Source organism: Microbispora sp. NPDC049125 (genome assembly GCF_040802045.1).
Lineage (GTDB): Bacteria > Actinomycetota > Actinomycetes > Streptosporangiales > Streptosporangiaceae > Microbispora.
This window is the reverse complement of sequence record NZ_JBEZDW010000019.1, coordinates 20,468-43,785: the sequence shown is the minus strand read 5'-3', so window position 1 is coordinate 43,785 and position 23,318 is coordinate 20,468. Positions and strand designations below refer to the sequence as shown.

18 protein-coding genes and 1 pseudogene are annotated in these 23,318 nt (G+C 74.7%); 10 read left to right on the top strand and 9 right to left on the bottom strand.

Going from position 1 to position 23,318, the window contains the following annotated elements; genetic code table 11:
- Nucleotides 1-159: 159 nt before the first annotated feature.
- The 4 genes from AB0B72_RS22250 (at nucleotide 160) to plsX (ending at nucleotide 4,762) form a co-directional block, all read left to right on the top strand.
- Nucleotides 160-1,260, top strand: a complete 1,101-nt coding sequence (locus AB0B72_RS22250) for a polyprenyl synthetase family protein (RefSeq protein ID WP_367740793.1) — start codon at nucleotides 160-162, stop codon at nucleotides 1,258-1,260.
- Nucleotides 1,260-2,729 (top strand): phytoene desaturase family protein, encoded by a 1,470-nt coding sequence (locus tag AB0B72_RS22245; RefSeq protein WP_367740792.1) that lies wholly within the window; start codon nucleotides 1,260-1,262, stop codon nucleotides 2,727-2,729. The genes AB0B72_RS22250 and AB0B72_RS22245 overlap by 1 nt, the downstream gene beginning before the upstream one ends.
- Entirely contained in the window at nucleotides 2,726-3,676 is a 951-nt protein-coding gene (locus AB0B72_RS22240) for a phytoene/squalene synthase family protein (protein ID WP_367740791.1), read from the top strand. The genes AB0B72_RS22245 and AB0B72_RS22240 overlap by 4 nt, the downstream gene beginning before the upstream one ends.
- 111 nt (nucleotides 3,677-3,787) lie before the next feature.
- A complete protein-coding gene (plsX, locus tag AB0B72_RS22235; protein WP_367740790.1) occupies nucleotides 3,788-4,762 on the top strand; it encodes a phosphate acyltransferase PlsX in 975 nt (324 codons plus the stop codon).
- Between the two features lie 26 nt (nucleotides 4,763-4,788).
- Here the strand turns inward: plsX and AB0B72_RS22230 are convergent, their stop codons facing one another.
- On the bottom strand, nucleotides 4,789-5,532 hold the full coding sequence (locus AB0B72_RS22230) for a spheroidene monooxygenase (RefSeq protein WP_367740789.1): 744 nt from the start codon (nucleotides 5,530-5,532) through the stop codon (nucleotides 4,789-4,791).
- Here AB0B72_RS22230 and AB0B72_RS22225 point away from each other — a divergent pair.
- Nucleotides 5,483-6,103 (top strand): glycerol-3-phosphate acyltransferase, encoded by a 621-nt coding sequence (locus AB0B72_RS22225; protein ID WP_367740788.1) that lies wholly within the window; start codon nucleotides 5,483-5,485, stop codon nucleotides 6,101-6,103. The genes AB0B72_RS22230 and AB0B72_RS22225 overlap by 50 nt on opposite strands.
- Here AB0B72_RS22225 and AB0B72_RS22220 read toward each other — a convergent pair.
- The 6 genes from AB0B72_RS22220 to AB0B72_RS22195 all read right to left on the bottom strand — a co-directional run bounded on the left by AB0B72_RS22220 (nucleotide 6,054) and on the right by AB0B72_RS22195 (nucleotide 13,734).
- The gene (locus tag AB0B72_RS22220) at nucleotides 6,054-7,346 is read right to left on the bottom strand and encodes a glycosyltransferase family 2 protein (protein ID WP_367740787.1); all 1,293 of its coding nucleotides are present in this window, start codon (nucleotides 7,344-7,346) and stop codon (nucleotides 6,054-6,056) included. The two genes, AB0B72_RS22225 and AB0B72_RS22220, sit on opposite strands and share 50 nt — an antisense overlap.
- Nucleotides 7,343-8,782 (bottom strand): phytoene desaturase family protein, encoded by a 1,440-nt coding sequence (locus AB0B72_RS22215; protein ID WP_367740786.1) that lies wholly within the window; start codon nucleotides 8,780-8,782, stop codon nucleotides 7,343-7,345. Before AB0B72_RS22215 ends, AB0B72_RS22220 begins: the two co-directional genes overlap by 4 nt.
- Nucleotides 8,770-9,624 carry a carotenoid biosynthesis protein gene (locus tag AB0B72_RS22210; protein WP_367740785.1) on the bottom strand — a complete coding sequence of 285 codons (855 nt, stop codon included), beginning with the start codon at nucleotides 9,622-9,624 and terminating at the stop codon, nucleotides 8,770-8,772. The genes AB0B72_RS22215 and AB0B72_RS22210 overlap by 13 nt, the downstream gene beginning before the upstream one ends.
- 60 nt (nucleotides 9,625-9,684) lie before the next feature.
- Nucleotides 9,685-10,662, bottom strand: coding sequence for an aldo/keto reductase (locus tag AB0B72_RS22205; RefSeq protein ID WP_367740784.1), 978 nt, complete (start codon nucleotides 10,660-10,662; stop codon nucleotides 9,685-9,687).
- A 25-nt stretch (nucleotides 10,663-10,687) separates the two neighbouring features.
- Nucleotides 10,688-11,359 carry a dienelactone hydrolase family protein gene (locus AB0B72_RS22200; protein ID WP_367740783.1) on the bottom strand — a complete coding sequence of 224 codons (672 nt, stop codon included), beginning with the start codon at nucleotides 11,357-11,359 and terminating at the stop codon, nucleotides 10,688-10,690.
- Nucleotides 11,360-11,565: 206 nt separating this feature from the next.
- Nucleotides 11,566-13,734 (bottom strand): glycogen debranching N-terminal domain-containing protein, encoded by a 2,169-nt coding sequence (locus AB0B72_RS22195; protein ID WP_367740782.1) that lies wholly within the window; start codon nucleotides 13,732-13,734, stop codon nucleotides 11,566-11,568.
- 102 nt (nucleotides 13,735-13,836) lie between these two features.
- Here AB0B72_RS22195 and AB0B72_RS22190 point away from each other — a divergent pair, with 102 nt between their 5' ends.
- Complete coding sequence (locus tag AB0B72_RS22190) at nucleotides 13,837-14,526, top strand: alpha/beta fold hydrolase (RefSeq protein ID WP_367740781.1); 690 nt, start codon at nucleotides 13,837-13,839, stop codon at nucleotides 14,524-14,526.
- Nucleotides 14,527-14,602: 76 nt separating this feature from the next.
- On the top strand, nucleotides 14,603-15,208 hold the full coding sequence (locus AB0B72_RS22185) for a UTRA domain-containing protein (protein WP_367740780.1): 606 nt from the start codon (nucleotides 14,603-14,605) through the stop codon (nucleotides 15,206-15,208).
- Nucleotides 15,209-15,269: 61 nt separating this feature from the next.
- Here AB0B72_RS22185 and AB0B72_RS22180 read toward each other — a convergent pair.
- Nucleotides 15,270-15,740: pseudogene (locus AB0B72_RS22180) on the bottom strand (transposase); the annotation flags it as partial.
- Between the two features lie 341 nt (nucleotides 15,741-16,081).
- Here AB0B72_RS22180 and AB0B72_RS22175 point away from each other — a divergent pair.
- Genes AB0B72_RS22175 through AB0B72_RS22165 form a run of 3 tightly spaced genes read left to right on the top strand, consistent with a single transcriptional unit; the run spans nucleotide 16,082 to nucleotide 22,145 of the window.
- Nucleotides 16,082-16,867, top strand: a complete 786-nt coding sequence (locus tag AB0B72_RS22175) for an ABC transporter ATP-binding protein (RefSeq protein WP_367740779.1) — start codon at nucleotides 16,082-16,084, stop codon at nucleotides 16,865-16,867.
- A 14-nt stretch (nucleotides 16,868-16,881) separates the two neighbouring features.
- Nucleotides 16,882-19,233, top strand: a complete 2,352-nt coding sequence (locus AB0B72_RS22170; protein WP_367740778.1) for an ABC transporter permease — start codon at nucleotides 16,882-16,884, stop codon at nucleotides 19,231-19,233.
- 32 nt (nucleotides 19,234-19,265) lie between these two features.
- Nucleotides 19,266-22,145 carry a BTAD domain-containing putative transcriptional regulator gene (locus tag AB0B72_RS22165; protein WP_367740777.1) on the top strand — a complete coding sequence of 960 codons (2,880 nt, stop codon included), beginning with the start codon at nucleotides 19,266-19,268 and terminating at the stop codon, nucleotides 22,143-22,145.
- Nucleotides 22,146-22,297: 152 nt separating this feature from the next.
- Here the strand turns inward: AB0B72_RS22165 and AB0B72_RS22160 are convergent, their stop codons facing one another.
- Entirely contained in the window at nucleotides 22,298-23,008 is a 711-nt protein-coding gene (locus tag AB0B72_RS22160; protein ID WP_367740776.1) for a hypothetical protein, read from the bottom strand.
- Between the last annotated feature and the right edge of the window lie 310 nt (nucleotides 23,009-23,318).

Genomic DNA, 23,318 nt, shown 5'->3' with positions numbered 1-23,318 from the left:
CCCGCTCGCGCCGGGGCCGTGCTCCCTCCGCGCTCCGTCCGTCCCTCCGCTTGATTCGGGCAACGGGCCCGGCACGGATGCAACCGCCGGACCGGCGAGGCGCGAAAACTCTACTGACGGCGCCCATGATCCCTGAAATGGTCCTAAGGAGCGGTGCGCATGGTGACGTTGGCCCGCGAGACGAGCGGAGTCCGGGAGCTGGTCGACCGCCACCTCGACGATTTCCTCGATCGGGAGATGGAGCGGCTCGACTTCCTCGGCGAGGCCGACCTCGGCGTGCTGCGGCGCTACCTCGTCGACTTCGTCACGGGGAGCGGCAAGCGGCTGCGCCCCTCGTTCGTCTACTGGGGGCACCGCGCCGCGGGCGGCTCGGAGGACGACCTGGACGCGGTGCTGTCCGCGGGGTGCGCGGTCGAGCTGCTCCACGCGTGCGCGCTGATCCTTGACGACGTGATGGACGAGGCCGGCACCCGGCGCGGCCGGATCACCGCGCACGCCGGGCTGGCCGGGCTGCACAGGGAGCTGGGGTGGTCGGGCCCGTCGTGGCGGTTCGGGGAGTCCGCCGCCACGCTGCTGGGGATGATGGCGTTCACCTGGGCCGACGCCGCGCTGCTGCGCTGCCCGCTGAGGCTGGGCGCGGCGCTCGAGGTGCTGACCCAGCTCCGCGTGGAGCTCATCGGCGGCCAGTACCTGGACCTCGTGAGCACGGCGCGCGGCTCGGCGAGCCGTGAGCAGGTCACGCTGATCTCGACGTACAAATCGGGTAAGTACACCGTCGAACGGCCGCTGCACCTGGGCCACGCGATCGCCGGGGGCGACCCCGCCCTGCGCCGGGTCCTCAGCGCGTACGCCCTCCCGCTGGGCGAGGCCTTCCAGCTCCGCGACGACGTGCTCGGCGTCTTCGGCGACCCGGCGGTCACCGGCAAACCGGCGGGCGCCGACCTGCTCCAGGGCAAGCAGACATACCTGACGGCCGTGGCGCGCGAGCGCGCCGGCGCGTACGGCATGGCGCCGCCCGGCTCGGGAACGCTGGACGCGGAGACGCCGGGCGAGGGACCGCTCGGCATGGGAGGCGGCGAGGCGGGCCTGGCGGCGGCCCGTGAGCTGATCGTCTCCACCGGCGCGCTGGACGCCGTGGAACGGCGCATCGCGGACCTGGTGGCCGTCGCGACGGGAGCGCTCGACGGCGCCGGCATCCCCGCGGACGCCGCGGCGGCCCTGGTGGAGCTGGCCGGGCTGGCGACCGGCAGGAGCGCCTGATGGGGGCGTCCGGCCCGGTCGTGGTGATCGGTGCGGGGCTGAGCGGCCTGGCCGCCGCCATGCGGCTGGCCGGGGCGGGCCGGGAGGTGGCCGTCGTGGAGGCCGGTGACGTTCCCGGCGGCTGCTGCGGCACGGCGGCCGTGGGCCCCTACCGGTTCGACACCGGCCCCTCGGTGCTGACCATGCCGGGCGTGCTCGCCGACACGTTCGCCGCCGCCGGGGAGGATCTCGGCAGGTGGCTGCCGCTGCGGCGGCTCGACCCGCACTACCGGCTGACCTACGACGACGGCTCGCGCCTCGACGTGGTCGCCGGGGCGGACGCGATGGCCGAGCAGGTCCGCGCGCTCTGCGGGCCCGCCGAGGCCGGGCGCTACCTGCGTTTCCGGCGGCTTCTGGAGGCGATGTTCCAGGCCGAGTGGGGGGCGTTCATCGACAGGGACATGACGCGGCTGCGCGCGCTCGCCCGGCCGTACGCGCTGGCCCGGCTGGCCGCGCTCGGCGGGTTCCGCACGCTCGACGGGCTGGTCCGGCGGCACCTCACCGACGAACGGCTGATCAGGGCCCACACGTTCCAGTCGCTCTACGTCGGGCTGTCCCCGCGGCGGGCGCTGGGCATCTACGCGGTGATCGCCCACATGGACACGGTCGGCGGGGTCTACTTCCCGCGCGAGGGCGGCATGCACGCCATCCCCCGCGCCATGGCCGCCGCCGCCGAGAAGGCCGGCGCTCTGCTCAGGTACGGCGTGCGCGCCATGAGGGTCGAGACGGGCGGCTCCGGCGTGACGGGGGTGCGGCTCGACACGGGTGAGCTGCTCGCCGCCGGCCAGGTGGTCGTCGCCTGCGACAGGGCCGCGGCCCACCACGGCCTGCTGCCGGCCGAGGCGGGCGACTGGCGGCTGCGGCGGCCCCGGTTCTCCCCCTCCTGCCTGGTCGCGCACTTCGGCCTGGACCGCCGCCTGCCCAGCCAGGCCCACCACACCCTCCACTTCGGCCGGGAGTGGGCGGCCACGTTCGACGCGCTGGAGGCGGGCCGCCCGCAGCCCGACCCGAACCTGCTGGTCACCTACCCCGAGTCGGACACGGAGGCGGCCCCGGCAGGGCACGCCACGCTGAGCGTCCTGGAGCCGACGGCGAACCTGCGGGGCCCGGCCGACTGGGAACGCCTCACTCCCCAGCTGACCGAGCGCCTGCTGGGCCGTCTGTCCGGCCTGGGCTACGGCGACCTGTCCGGCGCGCCGCGGCTCGTCATCGACCCGCCCGCGTGGAGAAGACGCGGGCACTCGGCGGGCACGCCGTTCGCACTCGACCACCGTTTCACCCAGACGGCGTGGTTCCGGCCCTCCGGTGCCGCCCGGCGCGTCCCCGGACTGCATTTCGCGGGGATGTACACGGCCCCGGGAGTCGGGGTCCCGCCCGTGCTGATCTCCGGCCGGCTGGCCGCCGAGCGCATCTTGGAGACATCCCCATGAGATCAGGACCGGCGGCGCCGCCGCCCGTACCGCCTACGCCGACCCCGACCACGCTGACCGCCAGCTACGAACGGTGCAGGCGGCTGCACGCGGCCTACGGGCGCTCGTACTACCTGGCCACCCGGCTGCTGCCCGCCTGGAAGCGGCCGCACGTCCACGCGTTGTACGGCTTCGCCCGCTACGCCGACGAGATCGTCGACTCGTTCGCCATGACGACCGACCGGGCCGTGGCGCTCGACGGGCTCACCGCGCGGCTGGTCGCCGGCGTCGCGGGCGACCCGATCAGCGACCCGGTGCTGCCGGCGTTCACGCACACGCTTCGGGCCTTCGACGTCGACCTGGCCGACGTCGACGCGTTCCTGACGTCCATGCGGGCCGACCTGACGGTGCGCCGCTACGCGACGTACGACGAGCTGCTCGGCTACATGGAGGGCTCGGCGGCGGTAATCGGCACGATGATGCTGCCCATCCTGGAGCCGCTGCCGCACGCGGCGGACCGTGCCCGCGAGCCCGCCCGCCAGCTCGGCCTCGCCTTCCAGCTCACCAACTTCATCCGCGACGTGTCCGAGGACCTGGCCCGGGGCCGGATCTACCTTCCGCTGGCGGACCTGGACAAGTTCGGCGTGGCCGAGGCCGATCTGGCCGCCCGCCGGGCGACGCCGGCGGTGCGGGAGCTGGTGGCGTTCGAGGCCGACCGGGCGCGCGACCACTACCGGCAGGCGCTGGAGGGGATCGACATGCTCGCGCCTTCCTCCCGGCCGTGCGTGCGGGCGGCGTACGAGCTGTACAGCGGCATCCTGCACCAGGTGGAGGCGGCGGGCCACGACGTGCTCGCCGGGCGGGCGCGCGTGCCGCGGCGGCGCAGGCTGGCGATATTCGCCCGGCATCTGGCCGCCGCGTCGGCGGCGGACCGGGCCGAGCGGCGGGTGACCGCGGAGGTGCCCTGACATGGATCCCGAGACCTCTCAGGGGACGCGCGCGGAGGCGGGCCAGGTGCCCGCGCCGGTCCCTTTCCGGGCACCGGCCCTCACGGCGGGCGTCTCACCCGCGAGGAGGGCATGATGCCGGAGCCGGTGGTCCTCGACGCCATGGGCGGCGACCACGGCCCGGCGGAGACCGTGCCGGGCGCCGTCCGGGCGTGGCGTGAGCACGGCGTCCCGGTGATCCTCGTCGGCCAGGCGGGGGTGCTGCGCCGGGAGCTCGCGCGTGCGGGCGCTGCCGGCGAGATCGACGTCGCGCACGCCGCCGACGTGGTCCCCATGGGCGAGCGGGGCGTCGGCGCGCTGTCCAGGACGGGCTCCAGCCTCGCCGTCGGGCTCGACCTGGTCCGGCAGGGCGCCGGCGGGTCGTTCGTGTCGGCGGGCTCGACGGGCGCGGTGGTGGCGGGCGCGGTGGGACGGCTGGGCATGGCGCCGCCGGTGCTGCGGCCGGGGCTGGCCGTGGCGCTGCCGTCGGTGCGTGGCGGGGCCACGGTGCTGATCGACGCGGGCGCCACCGCCGACCCGGCCCCCGAGATGCTCCTGCAGTTCGCGCTGCTGGGCGCGTCGTACGCTCAGCTCGTGCTGGGGGTGGCGGACCCGTCCGTGGGCCTGCTGTCCATCGGCTCCGAGCCGGGCAAAGGGAACCGGCTGACCCGCCGGGCGGAGGAGCTGCTGCGCTGGATGCCGTTCCGCTTCCACGGCAACGTGGAGGGCCACGACGTACTGGCCGGGACCGTCGACGTGATCGTCACCGACGGGTTCACCGGCAACGTGGTGCTGAAGAACGTCGAGGGGTCGGTACGCGCGACCCTCGCCCTCGTGGCGCGATGCGGGATCGCGGCGCCGGAGGACCTGCGGGAGGTGGCCCGCCGCTACGACCCCGAGACGCACGGCGGGGCCGCCCTGCTCGGGCTCGACGGCACGGTGGTCGTGGCCCACGGGTCGTCCGGGGCCGCGACGATCGCCCGCGCGTGCGTGGTGGCCCGCGATCTGGCCGAGGGCGAGGTGGTGGCCCGCGTCCGCGAGCACCTGACCGTCAAGCCGGTCCCGTGATGGGAGGCCTTCCAGGCAGGCGGAGGTCAGAGGGCGAGGCGGGCGAGGGGGTCGGCGCCGTCCCAGGCGCCCTGGCTCGCGTAGGGGGTGAACCGGGCGAACAGCTCCTCCGAGTACCAGTCGTGCGCGCGTACGCGCTCGATCACCCGCCGGTGGGCGGCCGCCGCGTACGCGAAGTCGCGGACGGCGGCGGCGTCCCGCCACAGGGAGAAGGTGGCCTGGCGGGCCAGCGGCCACTCCCCCACCCCCACAGAAGCCAGGCAGCCCTCCTGTTCCTCCAGCAGCCGGTCGACCTCCGGCACCGACCGGTAGAACGCCACCAGCCGGGCGGGGCGGATGGCCGCCCGGGTCAGCACCGCGACCGGTCCCCGGCTTTCCCGCTTCTCCCCGGCCGGCGCGGGGCCGAACGGGTCCACGCCGCCCCACCGGCCGCGCGAGCCGAGCGGCGCCAGCCGGACTTGCCACGACTCGGCGGCCTCGCGGCGCCAGCGGGCGGTGATCGGCGAGCCGTCCAGGAACCGGTCCAGTGCCCCCTCGCCGCGCCACACGGCGAACAGCGCCCATCGGCGGAGATCGGCTCCCAGCGTCATCGACCGCCCCCGCCCGGTGCCGAGCAGCCGCCAGAACACCAGCCCCTCCGTACGGCCGAGCACCGGCCGGTCGAACGCCATGTGCCGCATGGCTCCCACATCCGCATACCTGTTGAGGTGGAACGACGCGATGATCCCTTCACCGGTCCCGCTGCTGGTGTCGTTGCTGGTGTCGGTCATCGGCGGCTACCTTCTCGGCTCGGTCCCGGTGGCGGTGCTGGTCTCCGGGGCCCACGGCTTCGACCCGCGTGAGGTCGGCGACCGCAACCCCGGCTTCTGGAACGTGCGGGAGCGGCTGGGCGCGCGCGGGGCCGCGCCGGTCTTCGCCGGCGACATGCTCAAGGGCGTCCTCGCCGGCCTGCTCGGGCTGGCGGCCGGCGGCGCGCACACGACCGGCCTCTTCGTGGTCGCCGGGCCGAGCGTGGCGTCCACGTACGCGGCGGTGGCCGCCGCGATGATCGGGCACGCCTGGCCGGTGTTCGCCGCGTTCCGCGGCGGGCGCTCGATCCTGACCTTCGCCGGGGGGTTCGCGGTCATCTGCCCGCCCGCGTTCGCGCTTGCCCTGGCCCTGCTGGCGGTGACGGCGGCGTGCACGCGGTCGTTCGCGATCGGCGCCCGGGCGGGGGTTTTCGCCCTGCCGGTGCTGCAACTGCCGTTCGCCCCGCTCGTCCACGTCGCCGCGACCGGCGCGCTGATGTGCCTCATCGGGCTGCGGTTCGGGCAGGCCGCGCTCGCCGGCCGCCGTTCCTGACCGCGGCCGGCGGCGCCGCCGCGCCGGGCGGATAGGTGCGGCTTCGCCAGGTCCGCACCGGCCGCAGCGTCGCGTGCGTCAGCCGCACGGCGGCGGCCGGGTCGAGCAGGACCGACAGCGCGACGCCGGGCCCGGGCCGGGTGTAGCTGCCCCGCAAGGCACCCGCGAGCAGCAGCCGTACGGCCAGCAGCCCGAGGTCGAGCCGGGTCGGCCGGCCGGCGGCGAGCCTGAGCACCGGCAGGGCGGCGGCCAGCCAGACGACCGCCAGGTCGGCGGCCTGCCACGCGGGGCCGGTGACGTCACCGAGCGGCAGCGACCGCCCCCACTCCCGCCACACCTCGGCGGCCGACTCGTGCATGTCGACCTCGATCAGGCCGCCAGCGTCGAGGAAGCCGACCGCCCAGCCCTGGGCGGCCAGCGCGCGGGCCAGCGCGACGTCGTCGGTCATGTGCCCTCGGACCTGGGCGAATCCGCCGGCCCGCAGCATCGCCTCCCGCCGGAAGGCCAGGCACTGGCCGTTGGCGACGACCCGGTGGGGCGGCGGAGGGGACGGCGGGCCGATCGGGCCGAAGCGGTACACGAGCGTGGCGAGGAACGAGGCGTGCAGCGCCTGCTCGGCGATCCCGTCGCAGACGAACCGGGGCCCGGCGCTCACCAGGTCGTGGCCGTCGAGCGCGGTCGCGAGCGCGCCGAACAGGCCGGGGCGTGGCCGGGTGTCCGCGTCCAGCGTGACGACGACCGCGCCCTCCGCCCGTGCGATCCCCTGGTGGAGCGCCCATTGCTTGCCCACCCAGCCCGCGGGCGGCGGCCGCCCGGTGACCACGGCCGCCCCCAGGGAGGCGGCGAGCACGGCGGTGCCGTCGGTGGACTCGTCGTCGACGACGATCACCTCGGTGACGGCGGGGTCGGCGAGCACGGCAGTCAGGCAGGGCCCGATGCGCGCCTCCTCGTTCCTGGCCGGGATCACCACCGAGATCGGTGGCGCGGCGAGGCAGTCCGGCCGGGGAGCGGACAGCGGGGGCAGGCGGCGACGGCCGCGAGCGAGCCGTACGGCGACCGCCGTCGCGGCGAGCGCCTGCGCCGCCGTGAGCGCACGGCCGACGGCATGAGCGGGTCCCCCGGTCCCGAAGAGCGCACGGCCGACGGCGCCGGCGGGCCCCTCGGCTCCGGTGATCGCGCGGCCAAGCGCGGGGAGGAGCGCCTTGCCGCGAGCGGGACTCCGGGGCGCGGCGCGCGGCTTCATCGGGCGGCTCCCCGGAAGTCGTCGTTGACCAGCCGGGCGACGATCCGGCCGCCCATGGCGACCAGTGGCAGGCCGCCGCCGGGGTGGGCGGACCCGCCCACGAGGTAGAGGCCGCGCCGGGGCCCCCGGTTCCCCGGACGGCGGAACGGGGCGAACGGCCCGCCGTACGCGCCGCCGTAGATGGCGCCGCCCCATGCGCCGTAGCGGTCGCGGATGTCGGCGGGGGTGAACACGTCGAGGAACCGCAGCCGCCCGGACAGGTCGTGGCCGCGCGCCGCCAGGCGCTCCAGCACGAGCGTGCCGTACGCCTCGGGCGACATGGGCCAGCGGCCGGGGTCGCCGGAGGGGACGTTGACCAGCATCACCCAGTTCTCCGCGCCCGCCGGGGCCTGGGTGGGGTCGTCCACGGCGGAGCAGCCGATGTAGACGGTGGGGTCCTCCGGGGGACGCCGCCGGTCGAAGATGTCGCCGAACTCCCGGCGGTAGTCGGCGGAGAACACGATCGAGTGGTGCGGCAGCCCCTCGGTCCTGCCCTCCACGGCGGCGAGCAGGAGGAACGCCGACGACGACAGCCCGAGCCTGGCGACGCGGCGAAGGCGGGCCCGGTCGGGCAGCAGCCGCCCGTACAGCGCGGCCGCGTCGGCGTTGACGATCACCGCGTCGGCCGCGACGGTCTCGCCGTCCGCGAGCCGGACGCCGCGGACCCGGGTGGCGTCGGCCAGGATCCCGGCGACCTCGGCGCCCAGATGGACCTCCACGCCCGCCTTGTCGAGGAGCTCCGCCAGGGCGTCGGCGATGCGGGGCAGCCCGCCGGGGACGTACCAGCCGCCCTCGCCGTGCTCGATGGCCGGGATGCAGCCGAGCGCGGCCGGGGCCCGGTAGGGGTTCGAGCCGGCGTAGGTGGCGTACCGGCCGACGTACTGGCGCATCCGCGGGTCCCGGAAGAACCGGCGCGCGAGCGCGTCCAGGGTCCGTCCGGGGGCGACGGCCAGCAGGTCGGACGGCCGGGCGCGTTCCGGCGGGCGGTTCAGCGGCCCGGCGAAGAACGTGCGCCGCGACGCCTCCAGGCAGCCCTCGGCCCAGCGGTGGAAGGCCCGCCAGCGCTCCCCCTCCCCCGGCGCGAGCCGCTCCACGGCCGCGGCCGTGCGCTCCGGGTCCCGGTACGCCGGCAGCACAGAGCCGTCCGCGAACCGGTAGCGGCACAGCTCGCCGAGCTCCACCAGGTCGAGCGAGACGCCGAGATCCCTGAACAGGCCGGGCAGTGTCAGCAGCGACGGGCCGAGGGAGAACGTGAAGCCGTCGCGCCGGTGCTCGGCCAGCTTGCCGCCGAGCCGGGGCAGCCGCTCGTAGAGCCGCACCGCGTGCCCGTCCCGCGCGAGCAGCAGGGCGGAGACCATGCCGCCCACTCCGCCTCCGGCCACGATCACTTCCGCCATCGGCGCCTCCAGGCCAGGAGGGCGAACGCCCCCATCGCGATCCCTCCGGCGGTGGCGACGAGCGGGTCGGGCGGGCGGAACACCGCCGCGAAGCCGACCGTCTCCATCAGCGCCATCACGGTGTAAACGGCGACCAGCCCGGTGCTCCCGGCCTCCGGCCCCCCGGCGATCCGCCCGATCAAGGCCATGACCAGCAAAGACACCAGGAACCAGCCGATGAAGTTGCTGACCGGCACGCCCCGGTACGGCCCCGGCTGGGCCCACTCCCACAGCCCGAGCCGGAGCATCTGGGGGTCGAGGAACAGGTCCCAGGCCGTCAGCGCGAGCGCGCCCGCGGCCAGGCGCGCCGCACGGCCTCCCGGAACGACCCGGCGGGCGACGGCGTGGGCGGCCAGCCCCATCCCGCCCCAGGCCAGGGCCACGATCAGGGGAACGCCGCCCGGGCTCGGCCACAGCACGCCGGTGTAGCGATAACGCCCGAACGGCAGGCCCGTCCTGGTGCCGATCCATTCGGCCGCGTAGCCCGCGGCGACGGCGGCGGCGAACGCGCCGGCGGCCCTGGGCAGGGTGTGCGCGGCCGCCGCGTACGCGAGCGCGGCCGCCGCCAGCAGCACGACGACCAGGGTGGTCAGCCGGAGGTCGCCGGGCCGCAACCCCGACGCGACCTGGGCGGCCACCATGGCGGCGAGCAGACCGGTGCCCGCGGCGGCGAACAGGCGCGGGGCCCGCCGCCCGCCCGCGCCGCCGGACGGCCTCGCGAGCCGCCGCAGCCCGGGTGCCCGCGCGTCTCCCGCCGGCGGGCGGCCCCGCCGCCCGGTCCCAAGGGTCTCCCACGTCTCCACACAGAGTCCTTCGGGCGGATGCTCCGAATCAGATGCACCGTGGAGGGGGGAGATCCGGCATCACCAGCGGTGGTGGACCTGGGGGCGGATCAGCTCGTCGTAGATCTCCTGGACGGCCGCGTGCGCCGAGGCGGACAGCGGCGGGAATTCCGCGGCGGCCGCGTTGGCCCTGGCCTGCTCCGGCCGGCGGGCGCCCGGGATCACCACGCTCACGCTGGGGTGGTCGACGATCCACCGCAGGGCGAACTGCGCCATCGTCATGCCCTGGGGGACCAGCTCGCGGAGCCGGTCGACCGCCTGGAGGCCCACGCCGTACTCGACGCCGGAGAACGTCTCGCCCACGTCGAACGACTCGCCCTGCCGGTTGTAGTTGCGGTGGTCGTCCTCGCCGAACACCGTCTGCGGGCCGTACTTGCCGGACAGCAGGCCGCTGGCCAGGGGAACGCGGGCGATGATCCCGACTCCGGCCTTCTCCGCCGCCGGGAGGACGTCGTCGAGCGGCTTGAGGCGGAAGGCGTTGAAGATGATCTGGACGCTGGCCACGCCGGGCCGGGCGATGGCGCTGAGCGCCTCGCCGACGGTCTCCACGCTGACGCCGTACGCCGCGATGCGGCCCTCCGCCACCAGCGTGTCCAGGCCGTCGAACACCTCGTCCGAGTTGTAGACCGCCGAAGGCGGGCAGTGGAGTTGGACCAGGTCGAGCGTGTCGACGTCCAGGTTGGCCCGGGAGCGGTCGGTCCAGTCGCGGAAGTTGCCGAGCGTGTACACCTCCGGCGTCTGCGGAACCCGGCGGCCCATCTTGGTGGCCACGGTGAGGCCCGGCCGCCTCTTGATCAGCTTCCCGATGATCTGCTCGCTGCGGCCGTCGCCGTACGCGTCCGCCGTGTCGATGAACGTCACCCCGGCGTCGACCGCGGCGTCGAGGGTGGCCAACGCGTCGGCTTCATTCACCTCGCCCCAGTCTGCCCCGATCTGCCAGGCCCCCAGCCCGACGACGCCCACCTGCCTGCCCGTTCTGCCCAACACGCGCTGTTCCATGAGCACCGATCGTAGCCTGAGCAGGTCAATCGGCGTCGGGCGCTCCCGGGAGATGGCCGCGGAACCAGTCGCGGGCGAGGCGGGCCACCGCCTCAAGGGCCCCCCGCTCCTCGAACAGGTGGGTCGCGTCCGGGACGATCTCGAGCCGGGCGGGCGCGGCGAGCGCGTCCAGCGCGTCCTCATTGAGGCCCAGCACGATGTTGTCGCGCTCCCCCACGATGAGCAGCGTCGGCGCGGTGACGCGGCGCAGCGCGTCGCCGGCCAGGTCGGGCCGGCCGCCACGGGAGACGACCGCGCGGACGGCGCCGGGCCTGGCGGCGGCCGCGACAAGAGCGGCGGCCGCGCCGGTGCTGGCGCCGAACAGGCCGACGGCGAGCCCCCGCGTGGGCTCCCACTCCGGCAACCGGTCGGCCAGGGCGCCCACCCGCCCGGACAGCAGGCCGATGTCGAACCGCAGGTGACCGGTGCGGGCGTCGGCCCGTTCCTCGTCCGGCGTGAGCAGGTCGGCCAGGACCGTCGCCAGCCCGGCCCGCCGCAGCTCACCGGCGACGTAGCGGTTGCGGAGGCTGTGGCGGCCGCTGCCGCTGCCGTGCGCGAACAGCACCACCCCGATCGCCTGGGCGGGGATCGCGACGTCGGCGTCGAGCACGACGTCTCCTGCCGGGATCCGGACGCCCGACTCCTGTTCGCCGCCCATCTCGCCCTCCCTCACGCTCGCGGCGGGTCGCGCTGCTCGCCGTCCCGCGGGCTGGAGACGCCGTGCATACCCCCGCGCCGAGCTGGGCAAACGTCAGGAGCGGCTGGAACGCATGGCTTTGCGCACGGTGACGCCTCCGTCGCCGGCGGCCAGGCGGCGGTGTCCACGCCGGCTCGCCTCCACGGGAACCCCCGGAGGCCCCCGGTTCAGGCTTCCAGCGCGGCGGTGGCCGGCGGGCGCGGCTCGCGGATCAGGGTGATCCCGTCGGGCAGCCCGGTGAGCTCGGCGCCGTCGCGGTCGCCGGCGCCGTCCCAGGCGGTCAGGTCGACCCTCGTGCCGGCGATCGGCAGTCCGGAGATGCTCACCTCGCCGAACCCCTCCGGCAGGGCCGGGGAGAGCCACACCTTGCCGCCGGGCACCCAGGGGTCCATCCGCAGCAGGACGCGCAGGAGCTGGATCGGGGTCGCGGCCGCCCACGCCTGCGGGGCGCACGAGGTGGGGTACGGCACGGGCACGGAGAACTCGGCGCGGTCGAACCCGCAGAACAGCTCGGGAAGCCGCCCGCCGAAGGCGTGCGCCGCCTCCAGCAGCCCCGTCGCGATGCGCTGCGCCTCCTCCACGAAGCCGTAACGCATGAGCCCGGCCGCCGCGAGGGCGTTGTCGTGCGGCCACACGGAGCCGTTGTGGTAGCTCATCGGGTTGTACGCGCCCATGTCGGCCGCGAGCGTGCGAACGCCGAACCCGGTGAACATGCGCGGGGACAGCAGATGCCCGGCCACCGCCGCCGCCTTGTCCTCGTCGACGATGCCCGACCACAGGCAGTGGCCCATGTTCGAGGCGAGCGCGTCGATCTGGTGACCGTCCTGGTCGAGGCCCACCGCGAAGTAGCCCCGGTCGGGCAGCCAGAACCGCTCGTTGAAGTCGGCGCGCAGCCGGGCCGCCTTGGCGGCGTAGCGCCGCTCGGTGCGCGTGTCGCCGGCCTCCTTCGCGAAGTGGCGGCGTGCGACGTACGCGGCGTAGACGTAGCCCTGGACCTCGGCGAGCGCCACAGGCGGGCGGGCGAGCATGCCGTCGGCGTAGTTGACGCCGTCGAAGGAGTCCTTCCAGCCCTGGTTGAACAGGCCCTGGTCGGTCTTGCGCCGGTACCAGACGAGGCCGTCCCGCTCGCCGTACCGCTCGATCCACTCCAGGGCCGCGTCGGCGTTGGGCAGCAGGTGGTCGACGGCGCCGGGGTACAGGCCCCAGCGGCGCAGCTCCCCCAGGAGCACGACGAACAGCGGCGTCGCGTCGACCGATCCGTAGTAGGCGTGGCCGCCGCCCCCGAAGCCGTCCTGCCGCGCGCCGTACCGGAGCTCGTGCATGATCTTGCCCGGCTCCTCCTCGCTGAGCGGGTCGGTCTTCTCGCCCTGCAGCTCGGCGAGGCGGCACAGCGTGCCGTACGCGAGGTTGGGGTCCATCAGCAGGGCCAGCCACGAGGTGATCAGCGAGTCGCGGCCGAACAGGGTCATGAACCACGGCGCGCCCGCCGCGATCGTCGGCGGCAGGTCCTGGTGCTCGGGGTCGAACAGCCGCAGCGCGCCGAGATCGTGCCGCGACTGGCGGACGATGCCCGCCAGCGAGGCGTTGGACAGGCGGACCGTCGGCGACTGGCGGTCCCATTCGACCATCCGGCGGGCCGACCAGGCGCTCTCAGGCGGCCCGTGCGCGGAGAACCACGGCTCGCTCTCCACGCCGTCGACGATGGGGTTGGCCTGCAGGCAGGCCCGCCACTCCCCGCGCGGCGGCACCACGACATGGAAGATCAGCATGCGGGGCGAGGTCACGGGCAGCACGCGCGTGCTTCCTGCGCCGCCGACCACGCGGACCCCCCGGTCCTTGGTCGCGGAGAACAGCCGCAGCGACCGGTCGTCGGCCGCGGTCACCACGTCGGCCGCCCAGTGGAGGCGGTGGGTCTTCACCTCGAACAGGTCGCAGACGTCCGAGCCGATGTGCAGGGTGACCACGCAGCCCGCGGGCTCGGCCGACATGTTGCGCAGGGTCACGTCCTCCGACAGGCCGCCGCCGACGTACCGTTCGCGGATCACCAGCAGCGTGCTCTCGGCCTGCCCCGGGCGCGGCGCGGCGCGGCCGATGAACCTCGCGTGGTACGGCTGCGCCGGGAGCACCTGGAGCTCCTCGATCCGCCCGTCGTCGACGCGCAGCTCCCACTGGGACAGCAGCCGGGTGTCGGCGTAGTAGACCCCCTGGGCCGATCCGGGATAGATGTCGCCGTTGCGGGACGAGACGCAGAACGACCCGCCGGACACCAGCGTCACCGCTCCTCCACCGAGCGCGGCGGGCTGCCCTTCGAACGTCCAGCCGTTGCCCATCCCCATCCCCATCCCCCCTGACGTTCATGTGCCCGTCAGATCCGCCATTCAAGCGGTATCACACTGTATGTACGTTTTGGTGAGATTTCCGGACGCTAGTGTCGGGCCATGGATCAGCGCTCGGATGTGGAATTCGCGGAGACCGGCGGCGCCCGGCTGGCGTACCGGGTGTGGGGAGAGCCCGGCGGCCCGCCCCTCGTGCTGCTGCACGCGCTCGGCGAGGCGTCGGCCGACTGGGACGGCGTCGCGCCCGCCCTCGCCGCAGGCCGCCGCGTGTACGCGCCGGACCTGCGCGGCCACGGCCTCAGCGAACGTACGGACGCCTACTCGCTGGAGCTCATGCGCGACGACGTCCTCGGGCTCCTCGACGCGCTGGAGCTCGGCCGGGTGGACCTGATCGGCCACTCCATGGGCGGGGCCGTGGCCTACCTGCTCGCCGCCGCACGGCCGGAACGGGTGCGGCGGCTGGTCCTGGAGGACGTCGGGGCGCCGCTGCCCCGCCCCCGCGTCGTCCCCGCCCGGCCGGAAGGGGCATTGCCGTTCGACTGGGGGATGGTGCTCGCGATCAAGGCGCAGATCGACGAGCCCGACCCCGGGTGGCTGGGCCTGCTGGGCCGGATCACCGCTCCGGCCCTGGTGGTGGCCGGAGGGCCGGCCAGCTCGGTGCCGCAGGAACGGGTGGCGGAGCTGGCCCGGCGCATCCCCGGCGGCCGGATGATCACCATCCCCTCCGGGCACCTGGTCCACGCCGTCCGGCCGGACGACTTCACCCGTGCCGTCCTCGAGTTCCTCGGCTGACCCGGCTCCCGGCCGGGCCGCCCCGTTTTCCCTCCGGCCGTACATGGGCGGGCGATCCGTGGGAATGGCGGGATGCATGGGGAGACGGAGACCGCGGGTCCGGCGTACCGCGGACCGGTACCAGTGGGAGAAGGACCGGGCACTGCTGCCGGAAGGGGAGCGGCGCAGAACCGGCGCCACCGAGCACGACACGGGCCTGGCCAAGGACGACCTCGCGTTCGACATCGACTACGTCACCGAGCGGGCGGGCGCCGAGCTGGCCGGGCGGTTCGGCGTGCCGGAGGGGACGCGGCTGCTGCACAGGCGCTACCGCACGTCGCCGGGCGAGTCGGAGGAGCCGCTGAGCCTGATCGACTCCTGGCTCGTGTACGACCTGGTGGCCTCCAACCCCGACCTGCTGACGCCGGAGAACGAGCCATGGCCCGGCGGCACCCAGCATCAGCTCTCCACGGTCGGCATCGAGGTCGACCGGGTCGTGGACGAGGTGTCCGGGCGGCCGGCCGAGCCCGGGGAGGCGCGGATCCTCGGGCTGAGCCCGGGCCGGCCCGTGCTCGTGCTGCGCAAGACATCGATCGACACGACCGGCCGGGTGGTCGAGGTGGCGGAGGTGACCCTGCCGGGCGACCGCGCCGAGGTGGTCTCCACCACCGAGCTGCGCCGCTGGCCGCACCCTCCCGAGTAATGCGGTCTCCATGAACGTTCGCCGGGTTGGTTGATCAGGCGACTCGGGTGGCGGGTCGTCCTCAGCGGCGTTGTTTCTCGCTGCGGATGCGGGCGCGTTCGCATCGTTGGGCGGCCAGGACGGCGGGGGGTGGGCGTTGGCGTTGCGCCAGCGCGGGTGGGCCCGCAGTTTGCGGGCCAGCACGGTGTGGTTGCGGTGGGTGGAGTCGCCCATCACGAAGCTGCGCAGGGGCCGAACTGGGCCTCGATCGGGTTGGCCCAGGAGGCGTAGGTCGGGGTCAGGCACAACTCGACCTTGTTGGCCTCGGTCCAGACGCGGATCGCCCGTGTGGTGTTGGCCGACAGGTTGTCGCAGATGACGTAGATCGGGGCGCCGTCGGGGCGGACCGCTCGGATCGTCTTGAGGGCGGCAAGGGTGTGGTCGCCGCCCTTGCGGGTGCGGGTGATGCCCCACAACTGATCGTCGCCCAGGCTGTACAGCCGTGGAAGTAGCGGATGCCGTGGGTGCGCCGGTAGGTGGCCGGCAGCCGGTCCGCCTTCCTTGGACCCTCGTGGTCGGTCAATCGCCGTGCTCGCACCGGCTCGGCCATGCGCCCCTTCTGCTGTCGGTACCGATCACTGATACCGACAGCGCAGGCAAACACGATCAAAGGCGCGGAAGGTCGTACGGCGTGCCGCAACTCGGTGAACCTAAATGGACACCGCACTAGCCCACGTGAACAGCCCGCCCGAGTGGCCAGCCAGAGTTGGCCCGCCTGAATCAGCCAGCCCGGGCGCGCTGTCAGCGTTCGGTGCTGAGTTCGTCAGCGCCCTCGCCCAGGCTTCTGGACATGACGATCTCCTCCTTCATCCCGGTCCCGCCCGGGAGCGGCGTGTGAACGCGCCGGAGACCGGCCACGCCGTACGGCTGGACGCGGTCAGCAAGGTTTACGGCACGGGCGGCGGCACCGTGGTGGCCCTCGACGGGGTGACGATAGGCGTGCCGAGAAGCGCTCTCACGGCGGTCATGGGGCCGTCCGGCTCCGGCAAAAGCACGTTCCTGCACTGCGCCGCCGGACTGGACCGGCCGACCACCGGCTCGGTCACGCTGGACGGCCTGGACATCACCGGCCTCGGCGAGGTCGCGCTGACGAGGCTGCGCCGCGACCGGATCGGCTTCGTCTTCCAGTCCTTCAACCTGATGCCGGCCCTGACCGTGCTGCAGAACGTGACGCTGCCCTCCCTCCTGGCCGGCCAGGAGCCGGACCGGGCCCGGGTCGCCGAGGTCATCCGGCGGGTCGGGCTCGCCGAGCGCACCGGTCACCGGCCGGACGAGCTGTCGGGAGGCCAGCAGCAGCGGGTGGCGATCGCCCGGGCGCTGGTCAACCGGCCGGCCGTCATCTTCGCCGACGAGCCGACGGGCGCGCTGGACACCCGGACGGCCCTCGACGTTCTCGGGTTGCTGAGGGAGTCGGTGGTCGAGGGGGGCCAGACGGTGGTCATGGTCACCCACGATCCAGTGGCCGCCTCGTACGCCGACCAGGTGGTGTTCCTCGCGGACGGCCGGTTCGCCGACCGGCTTGACCGGCCGAGCGCCGACCAGGTCGCCGCCCGGATGACGCATCTCGGCGCGTGGGAGGGCCGCCCGGCCGGCGGAGCCAGCAAGGGGGGCGTCCGCTGATGTGGCGCCTGGCCTTGAGCACCTTGCGGCACCGCAAGAGCGCGTTCGCCGCGACCTTCGTCGCCCTTTTCCTCGGCACCTCGATCATCATGGCGTGCGGCGCGCTGATGGAGACGGGTGTCCGGCTGGAGGTGCCGCCGCGGCGGCTGGCCACGGCGGCGGTCGTGGTGACCGGCGATCAGTCCTACGCGCTGCCCCGCATGAACCCGTCGGACGAGGAGGAGGACATCGAGTGGGCGATGCTGCCGGAGCGGGTCCGGGTGGACGCCCGCCTGGTGGAGACGCTCGCCGCGGTGGCCGGGGTGGCCCGCGCGACCGCCGTCGAGCCGTCCCCCGGCGCGGGCGGTGCCGCCCGCCGCAGCACGGTTGACGCCGTCGGCGTCGTGGCCGCCCCCGGCGTCGACCCGGAGGACCTCGCGCGGCGGGTTGAGGCCGCCACCCGAGGTCACGCGGTGAGCGTGCTCACCGGCGACGACCGCGGCCTCGCCGAGTTCCCTGGGGCGCTCGGCGGCCGGGAGGGCCTCATCGTCCTGGCGGCCGTCTTTGGCGGCATGGCGATCATGGTGGTGACGTTCGTCGTGGCGAGCACGCTGGGGCTGTCGGTCCGGCAGCGGCGGCGTGAGATGGCCCTTCTGCGGGCGGTCGGCGCGACGCCCCGGCAGGTCCGCCGGATGGTGCTCGGCGAGGCCTTGGCGCTGGCGTGCGCCGCCGTCGTGCCGGGCAGCCTGCTCGGCCCGGTCCTCGGCCGGTGGCTGTTCGACCGGCTCACCGCCAACGGGGTGGTGCCCGGCGTAATTCGGTACGCCCAGGGATGGGTTCCGGCCGCCGCGGCCGCGGGCGTGGCGATGCTGACGGCTCTGGCGGCCGCTCTCCTGGCGGCCAGGCGGGCGTCCCTGACACGGCCGGCCGAGGCGCTGGCCGAGGCGGGCCTGCTGGGAGCCACCGCCGGGCGGGCGCGCCGGATCCTCGCGGCCGTCTGCTTCGCGGGCGGCGTCGCGCTCGCGCTCGTCACGGTGCTGGTGATGAGCGGCTCGCTCGCCGGGAGCACGGCCGGCCCCGCCGTACTGGTGTGGGCCGTCGGGCTCGCGCTCATCGGTCCCGACGTGGCACGGCTGCTGACGAGGGCGCTCGCCGGGCCGATCCGCGCGGTGTCCGGGCCCGCCGGCCACCTGGCGGTGCTGAACGCGCGGGCCCGCACGGGGCGGGTCGCCGCTGCGGCGGTGCCCGTCATGCTGGCCACCGGCATGGCGACCGCCAACCTGTACATGCAGACGACCGAGGTGGACGCGGCCACCGCCTCCTACGCCGGGAGCCTGCGGGCCGACGCCGTCCTCACCGCCGCGTCCGGCGGTTTCACCCCCGCCGTTCTCGACCGGGTCCGCGCCGTGCCGGGGGTCGGGGGCGCCTCGGAGCTGTCGACGAGCACGGCCTTCATCGAGAGCCCGCACGACAACTGGCAGCGGGAGGACGGCTGGCCCGCGCAGGGGTTCACCGCCGAGGAGGCCGGAAGGGCCGTCGCGCTTCCCGTCACCGCCGGATCCCTCGCCGGCCTCACCGGCGACACCGTCGCGCTGACGGCCGAGCACGCGCGGCACGTCGGGCGCGGCGTCGGCGTGGGCGACCGCGTCACGCTCCGGATGGGAGACGGCGCGCGGGCCGATTTGACGGTCGTCGCCCTGCTGGCGGCGAAGACGGGCACGGAGACGATCCTGCTGCCGGCCCGGCTGCTCGCCGCGCACACCACGGTCGGCCTTCCGGCACGGATCCTGGTGCGCGCCGCGCCCGGCACGGACATCCAGACCCTCTCCGAGAAGCTGTCGGCGGCCCTGCGCGACCCGGCCGGCGCGGGGTCCGGCCCTTCGTCCGGCCCTTCGTCCGGCCCTTCGTCCGGCCCCTCGCCCGGCCCCTCGTACGGCACGGTGACGGCCGGCCGTGACGCCCTGACGTCCGCCTACACCGCCCAGCAGCGGACGCAGGCCTGGGTGAGCTATCTGCTGGTCGGGATGATCCTGCTCTACACCGCGATCTCCGTGGTGAACACCCAGGTCATGACCACGGCGCAGCGGCGCAGGGAGTTCGGGCTGCAGCGGCTCGCCGGGTCTACCAGGGGCCAGGTCATGCGGATGACGGGCCTGGAGGGCGTGCTCGTCGCCGCCGTCGGGATCCTGCTCGGCACCGCCGCGTCGACGATCACACTGGTCCCCTTCGCCGTCGCCGTCGCCGGCACGCCGCTGCCGTCGGGGCCGCCGTGGATCTACGCGGTCATCGTCGCCTCGGCCGTGGCGCTGACCCTGGCCGCGACCTGGCTGCCCACGTGGTCGGCCACCCGGTCCCGCCCCGCGGAGGCCGCCACCGCCCCGGCCTGACAAGATCGCGGCGAGGCGCGATACTCGTCGGCATGCGATTCGGAGTCCTCGGGCCGACGGAGGTGTGGACGTCCGGCGATCGACGGATCGAGGTGGGGGGTCCGCGGGTGCGTGCCCTGCTGGGCCTGCTGCTCCTCGACGCGGGCCGGGTGGTGGCCGTCCCCCGGCTGATCGACGGCCTGTACGGCGAGGAGCCGCCCAAGGGAGCCGCCAACGCCCTGCAGTCCCAGGTGTCGCGCCTTCGGCGGATGCTCGGGGACGAGGGGGCCGTCGAATCCCATCCTCTGGGCTACCGGATCTCCGCCGAGCCCGAAGAGGTGGACGCGCACCGGTTCGAGCGGCTGGCCGTACGGGGGCGTGAGGCGCTCACCCGCGGCGACAGCTCCGGGGCCGCCGCCCTTCTGCGTGAGGCCCTCGATTTGTGGCGCGGCCCCGCCCTCGCCGACATGGGGGGCGCGCCGTACGTCCGGGCGCACGCGGCCAGGCTGGAGGAGCTGCGGATCTCCGCCGCCGAGGACCGGATGGAGGCGGAGCTGGCTCTCGGCCGGCACAGCGCGCTCGTGGCCGAGCTGAGGGGGCTGGTGGCCGCCCATCCGCTCCGCGAGCGCCTGCGAGGGCACCTCATGCGGGCGCTGCACGGTGGCGGACGCCAGGCGGAGGCGCTCACCGCCTTCGAGGAAACCCGGCGTACGCTCACCGACGAGCTGGGAGCCGACCCCTCGGCCGAGCTGGCGGCCCTGCACCTGGCCATCCTCAGGGGTGAGACGTCCGCGCCGCCTCCTGCCGAAGCGCGTCCCGGCGTACGGGGGCGCGGTCTTCCGGCCCAGCTCACCAACCTGGTGGGGCGCGAGGACGACGTGGCGCGGGCCGGCCGGCTTCTCGAGCGGACGCGCCTGGTCACGCTCACCGGCTTCGGCGGGGTGGGCAAGACCCGGCTCGCGCTGGAGGTCGCGGCCCGGCACCGCCGATCAGATGAGGTATGCCTGGTGGAGCTGGCGCCGCTCACGGACGGGGCGGACGTGGCGCCCGCGGTGCTCGGGGCGCTCGGGTTGCGGGAGCCGGTTCTGGGCCCACCCGGCCCAGACACGGCGGCGCCGGACCCCGCCGAGCGGATCGCGAGCGCCGTGCGGGATCGCGCGTTGCTCCTCGTGCTGGACAACTGCGAGCACGTGGTCGAGGACGCCGCCCACCTGGCCCACGCCCTCTTGTCGCGCTGCCCGGCGCTGCGTGTGCTCGCCACGGCGCGGGAGCCGCTCGGCATCACCGGGGAGGCGCTGTATCCCGTGCCCCCGCTCGAGCTCCCACCCCCGGGCGCCGCCACGGAGGACGCACGCGCCTACCCGGCTGTACGGCTGTTCGCCGAGCGGGCCACCGCCGTGCGGCCCGGGTTCGCCATGGACGCCGCGACGACTCCCCACGTCGAGCGGGTCTGCCGGATGCTCGACGGGCTCCCGCTGGCGATGGAGCTGGCGGCGGCGCGGACCCGCTCACTGCCCATCGAGGAGATCGCCGCCCGGCTCGACGACCGCTTCGCGCTGCTGTCGCGTGGCAGCCGAACGGCGCAGCCCCGGCATCGCACGCTGCGCGCGGTGGTGGAGTGGAGCTGGGACCTGCTCGACGGCGACGAGCGGGCGATGGCCCGGCGGCTGTCGGCGTTCGCCGGGGGAATCCCGCTGGAAGCGGCCGGACGCGTCAGCGGGCTGCCCGCCGGTGAGATTCTGAGCTCGCTGGCGGACAGGTCCCTCGTCGTGGTGGGTGACGGGCATTACCACATGCTGGAGACGATCCGCGCGTTCTGCGCGGAACGGCTCGCGGAGTCGGGCGAGGAGGAGCGGGTGCGACGCGCCCACCTCCGCTGCTTCCTCGACCTGGCCGAGGAGGCCGAGCCCCGGCTGCGCCGGGCTGAGCAGCTCCAGTGGCTGCGACGCCTCGACGATGAGCACGGCAACCTTCATGCGGCCATGCGATACGCCGTGGAGGCAGGCGCAGCCGAGGAGGGGATCCGGCTCGTCGCGGCGCTGTCGCCGTACTGGATGCTGCGGGGCAGGCGGAGCGAGGCTGGGCTGCTCGCCGGCGAGCTCCTTGACCGAGCTGTGCCGGCACCGGCCGCGGAGCTGGCCGACGGGCCCGCCGCGGGCTTGGAGGAGGAATACGTGCAGTGCGTGCTCGAAGCCGCCTGGGCGGGATCCGGCTGCCGCAGCCTCCCCGGTCACCTCGGCGCCGCCGAATCGATCATGCGGCGGCGGGGAACGGCGGTGCGCCGGCCGTTCCTGATGCTGATGTGGGGCCGGTACGCCGGGGTGTCGGGAGGCGCCGCCAACCCGTCCCCCCACCTCGACGGGTGGTCCAGAGCGCTCCTCCACCTGGGTCTGGGGTACCGGCACGCGTGGGTGGAGGGGGACGCCGCGGCGGCCGAGCGGGAGCTGTCCCGCGCGCTCGCCGGGTTCGGGGAGCTGGGCGAGCGCTGGGGCATGGCGACCGCGCTCGGGGAGCTCGCCACGATCGCCGGAGCCAGGGGCGACACGGCCGGGTCGGCCGGGCTCACCGAGGAGGCTCTCGGCCTCGCCGGGGAGTTGGGCGCGCACGAGGACATGGCCGACCTGCTCTACCGCCGGGCCGAGGCGAGCGTGGGCAGAGGCGATCTCGACGCGGCCAGGGACGATTTCGAGCGGGGCGCGGACCTCGGCCGCCGGGCGGGAGTGCCTGAGTCGTCGGCCCGCGCGCTCCACGGGCTGGCCGAGATCGCACGGGCGCGAGGCGATCTCGCGGAGGCGCGCCGGCTGTGCTGGGCCGCGCTGGCCGAATGCCCGGAGGGCTGGTTCACGGCGGAGGAGATCCGCCGGCGTGTCCACGTCTCGCTGGACCGGATCGCGGCCGTCGAGGGTGACGCGGTCTCCGCCCCCGATGCCTGACTTTGTGTCCGCTTGACCCGGCTTCTCCTACGCTGCCCTGCATGCGGATGTGGGTGGGCGTGGACGGCTACGAGGTGGACGCCAGCGTCCGGGAAGACGACGAGGGGTGAGCCGTCGCCGGCTCACCCCTCATGTCATGTCACCTGGAGATGTCAGCGCCAGTCGGCCGGCATCCAGTCGTAGTCCTGCGCCATCTCGTCGGCGCCCGCGTCCTTCGCCTTGCCCTTGCCCTTGCTCTTGCTCTTGGCCTTGCTCTTCGCCGGCGCCGCCGCGGCGCTCTGCTTCTTGGCCTTGATCGGCCAGGAGAAGGAGTCGGCGAACTGCTGGCCGCCCACTCCGGGAAGGCTCATCGGCTTGGCCTGCCCCTGCGGCTGGCCCTGGACCTGGCCCTTCGCCCCCTGAGGAGCGTTGCCCCCCGTCAGGAAGACGTCCTGCGGGTTGGAGCCGCCGCTCTCGCCGTCCTCCTTCGAGGGACGCCTCTGGATGACCGGGCCCATCGGGTTGCCGGACATCGAGTCGTCCGACATCGGGTTGTCCGACTGCGGCCCGGACTTCTCCTCCGACTGCGGCTCGGACTTCTCCTCCGACTGCGGCCGGGACTGCTCCTCCGACTGCGGCTCCGACTGCGGCCGGGACTGGGGCTGGGACTGCGAGCTCTGCGACTCAGGGCTGATCTTGGTGCCCTTGCCCTTGAGCAGCTGCAGGGCCTTGTCCGCGATGAGCTCGGGCTCCTCCGGGTGCTTCATCGCCACGTTGGCGATCTGCTTCCCCGGTGCGATGTTGGCGTTGCCGGCCGGAACCGGGTCAGCGGGGGCCGACCCCGAGAGAAGGGCGGCGGCGAGGATGGCAGTGCATATAGGCATGAGATTCCCCCCGTTAGTGGTGGACGAGTACAAGCACGAAGTTATGCGCCGCTTGCCGGGCGATCACGGACCCGACGCTCAGTGTCCGGTCAAATAAGGGGATCAGCCTTTTCACGGACATAGCGCAACCACCGGCGACCCGGAGCGATGCCGAGCACCCGCGGGCGAGCCTTCCCGGCCAAGCCGGCCGCCCCCGCCGGGTCGCCTCCCCGCCCTTCCGACACGTCCGCGCATCGTCCCCGACATATGCGCCCACCCTCCCGACACGCCCGGGCATTCCTCCCGACACGCCTGCGCACCCGCTCGACAC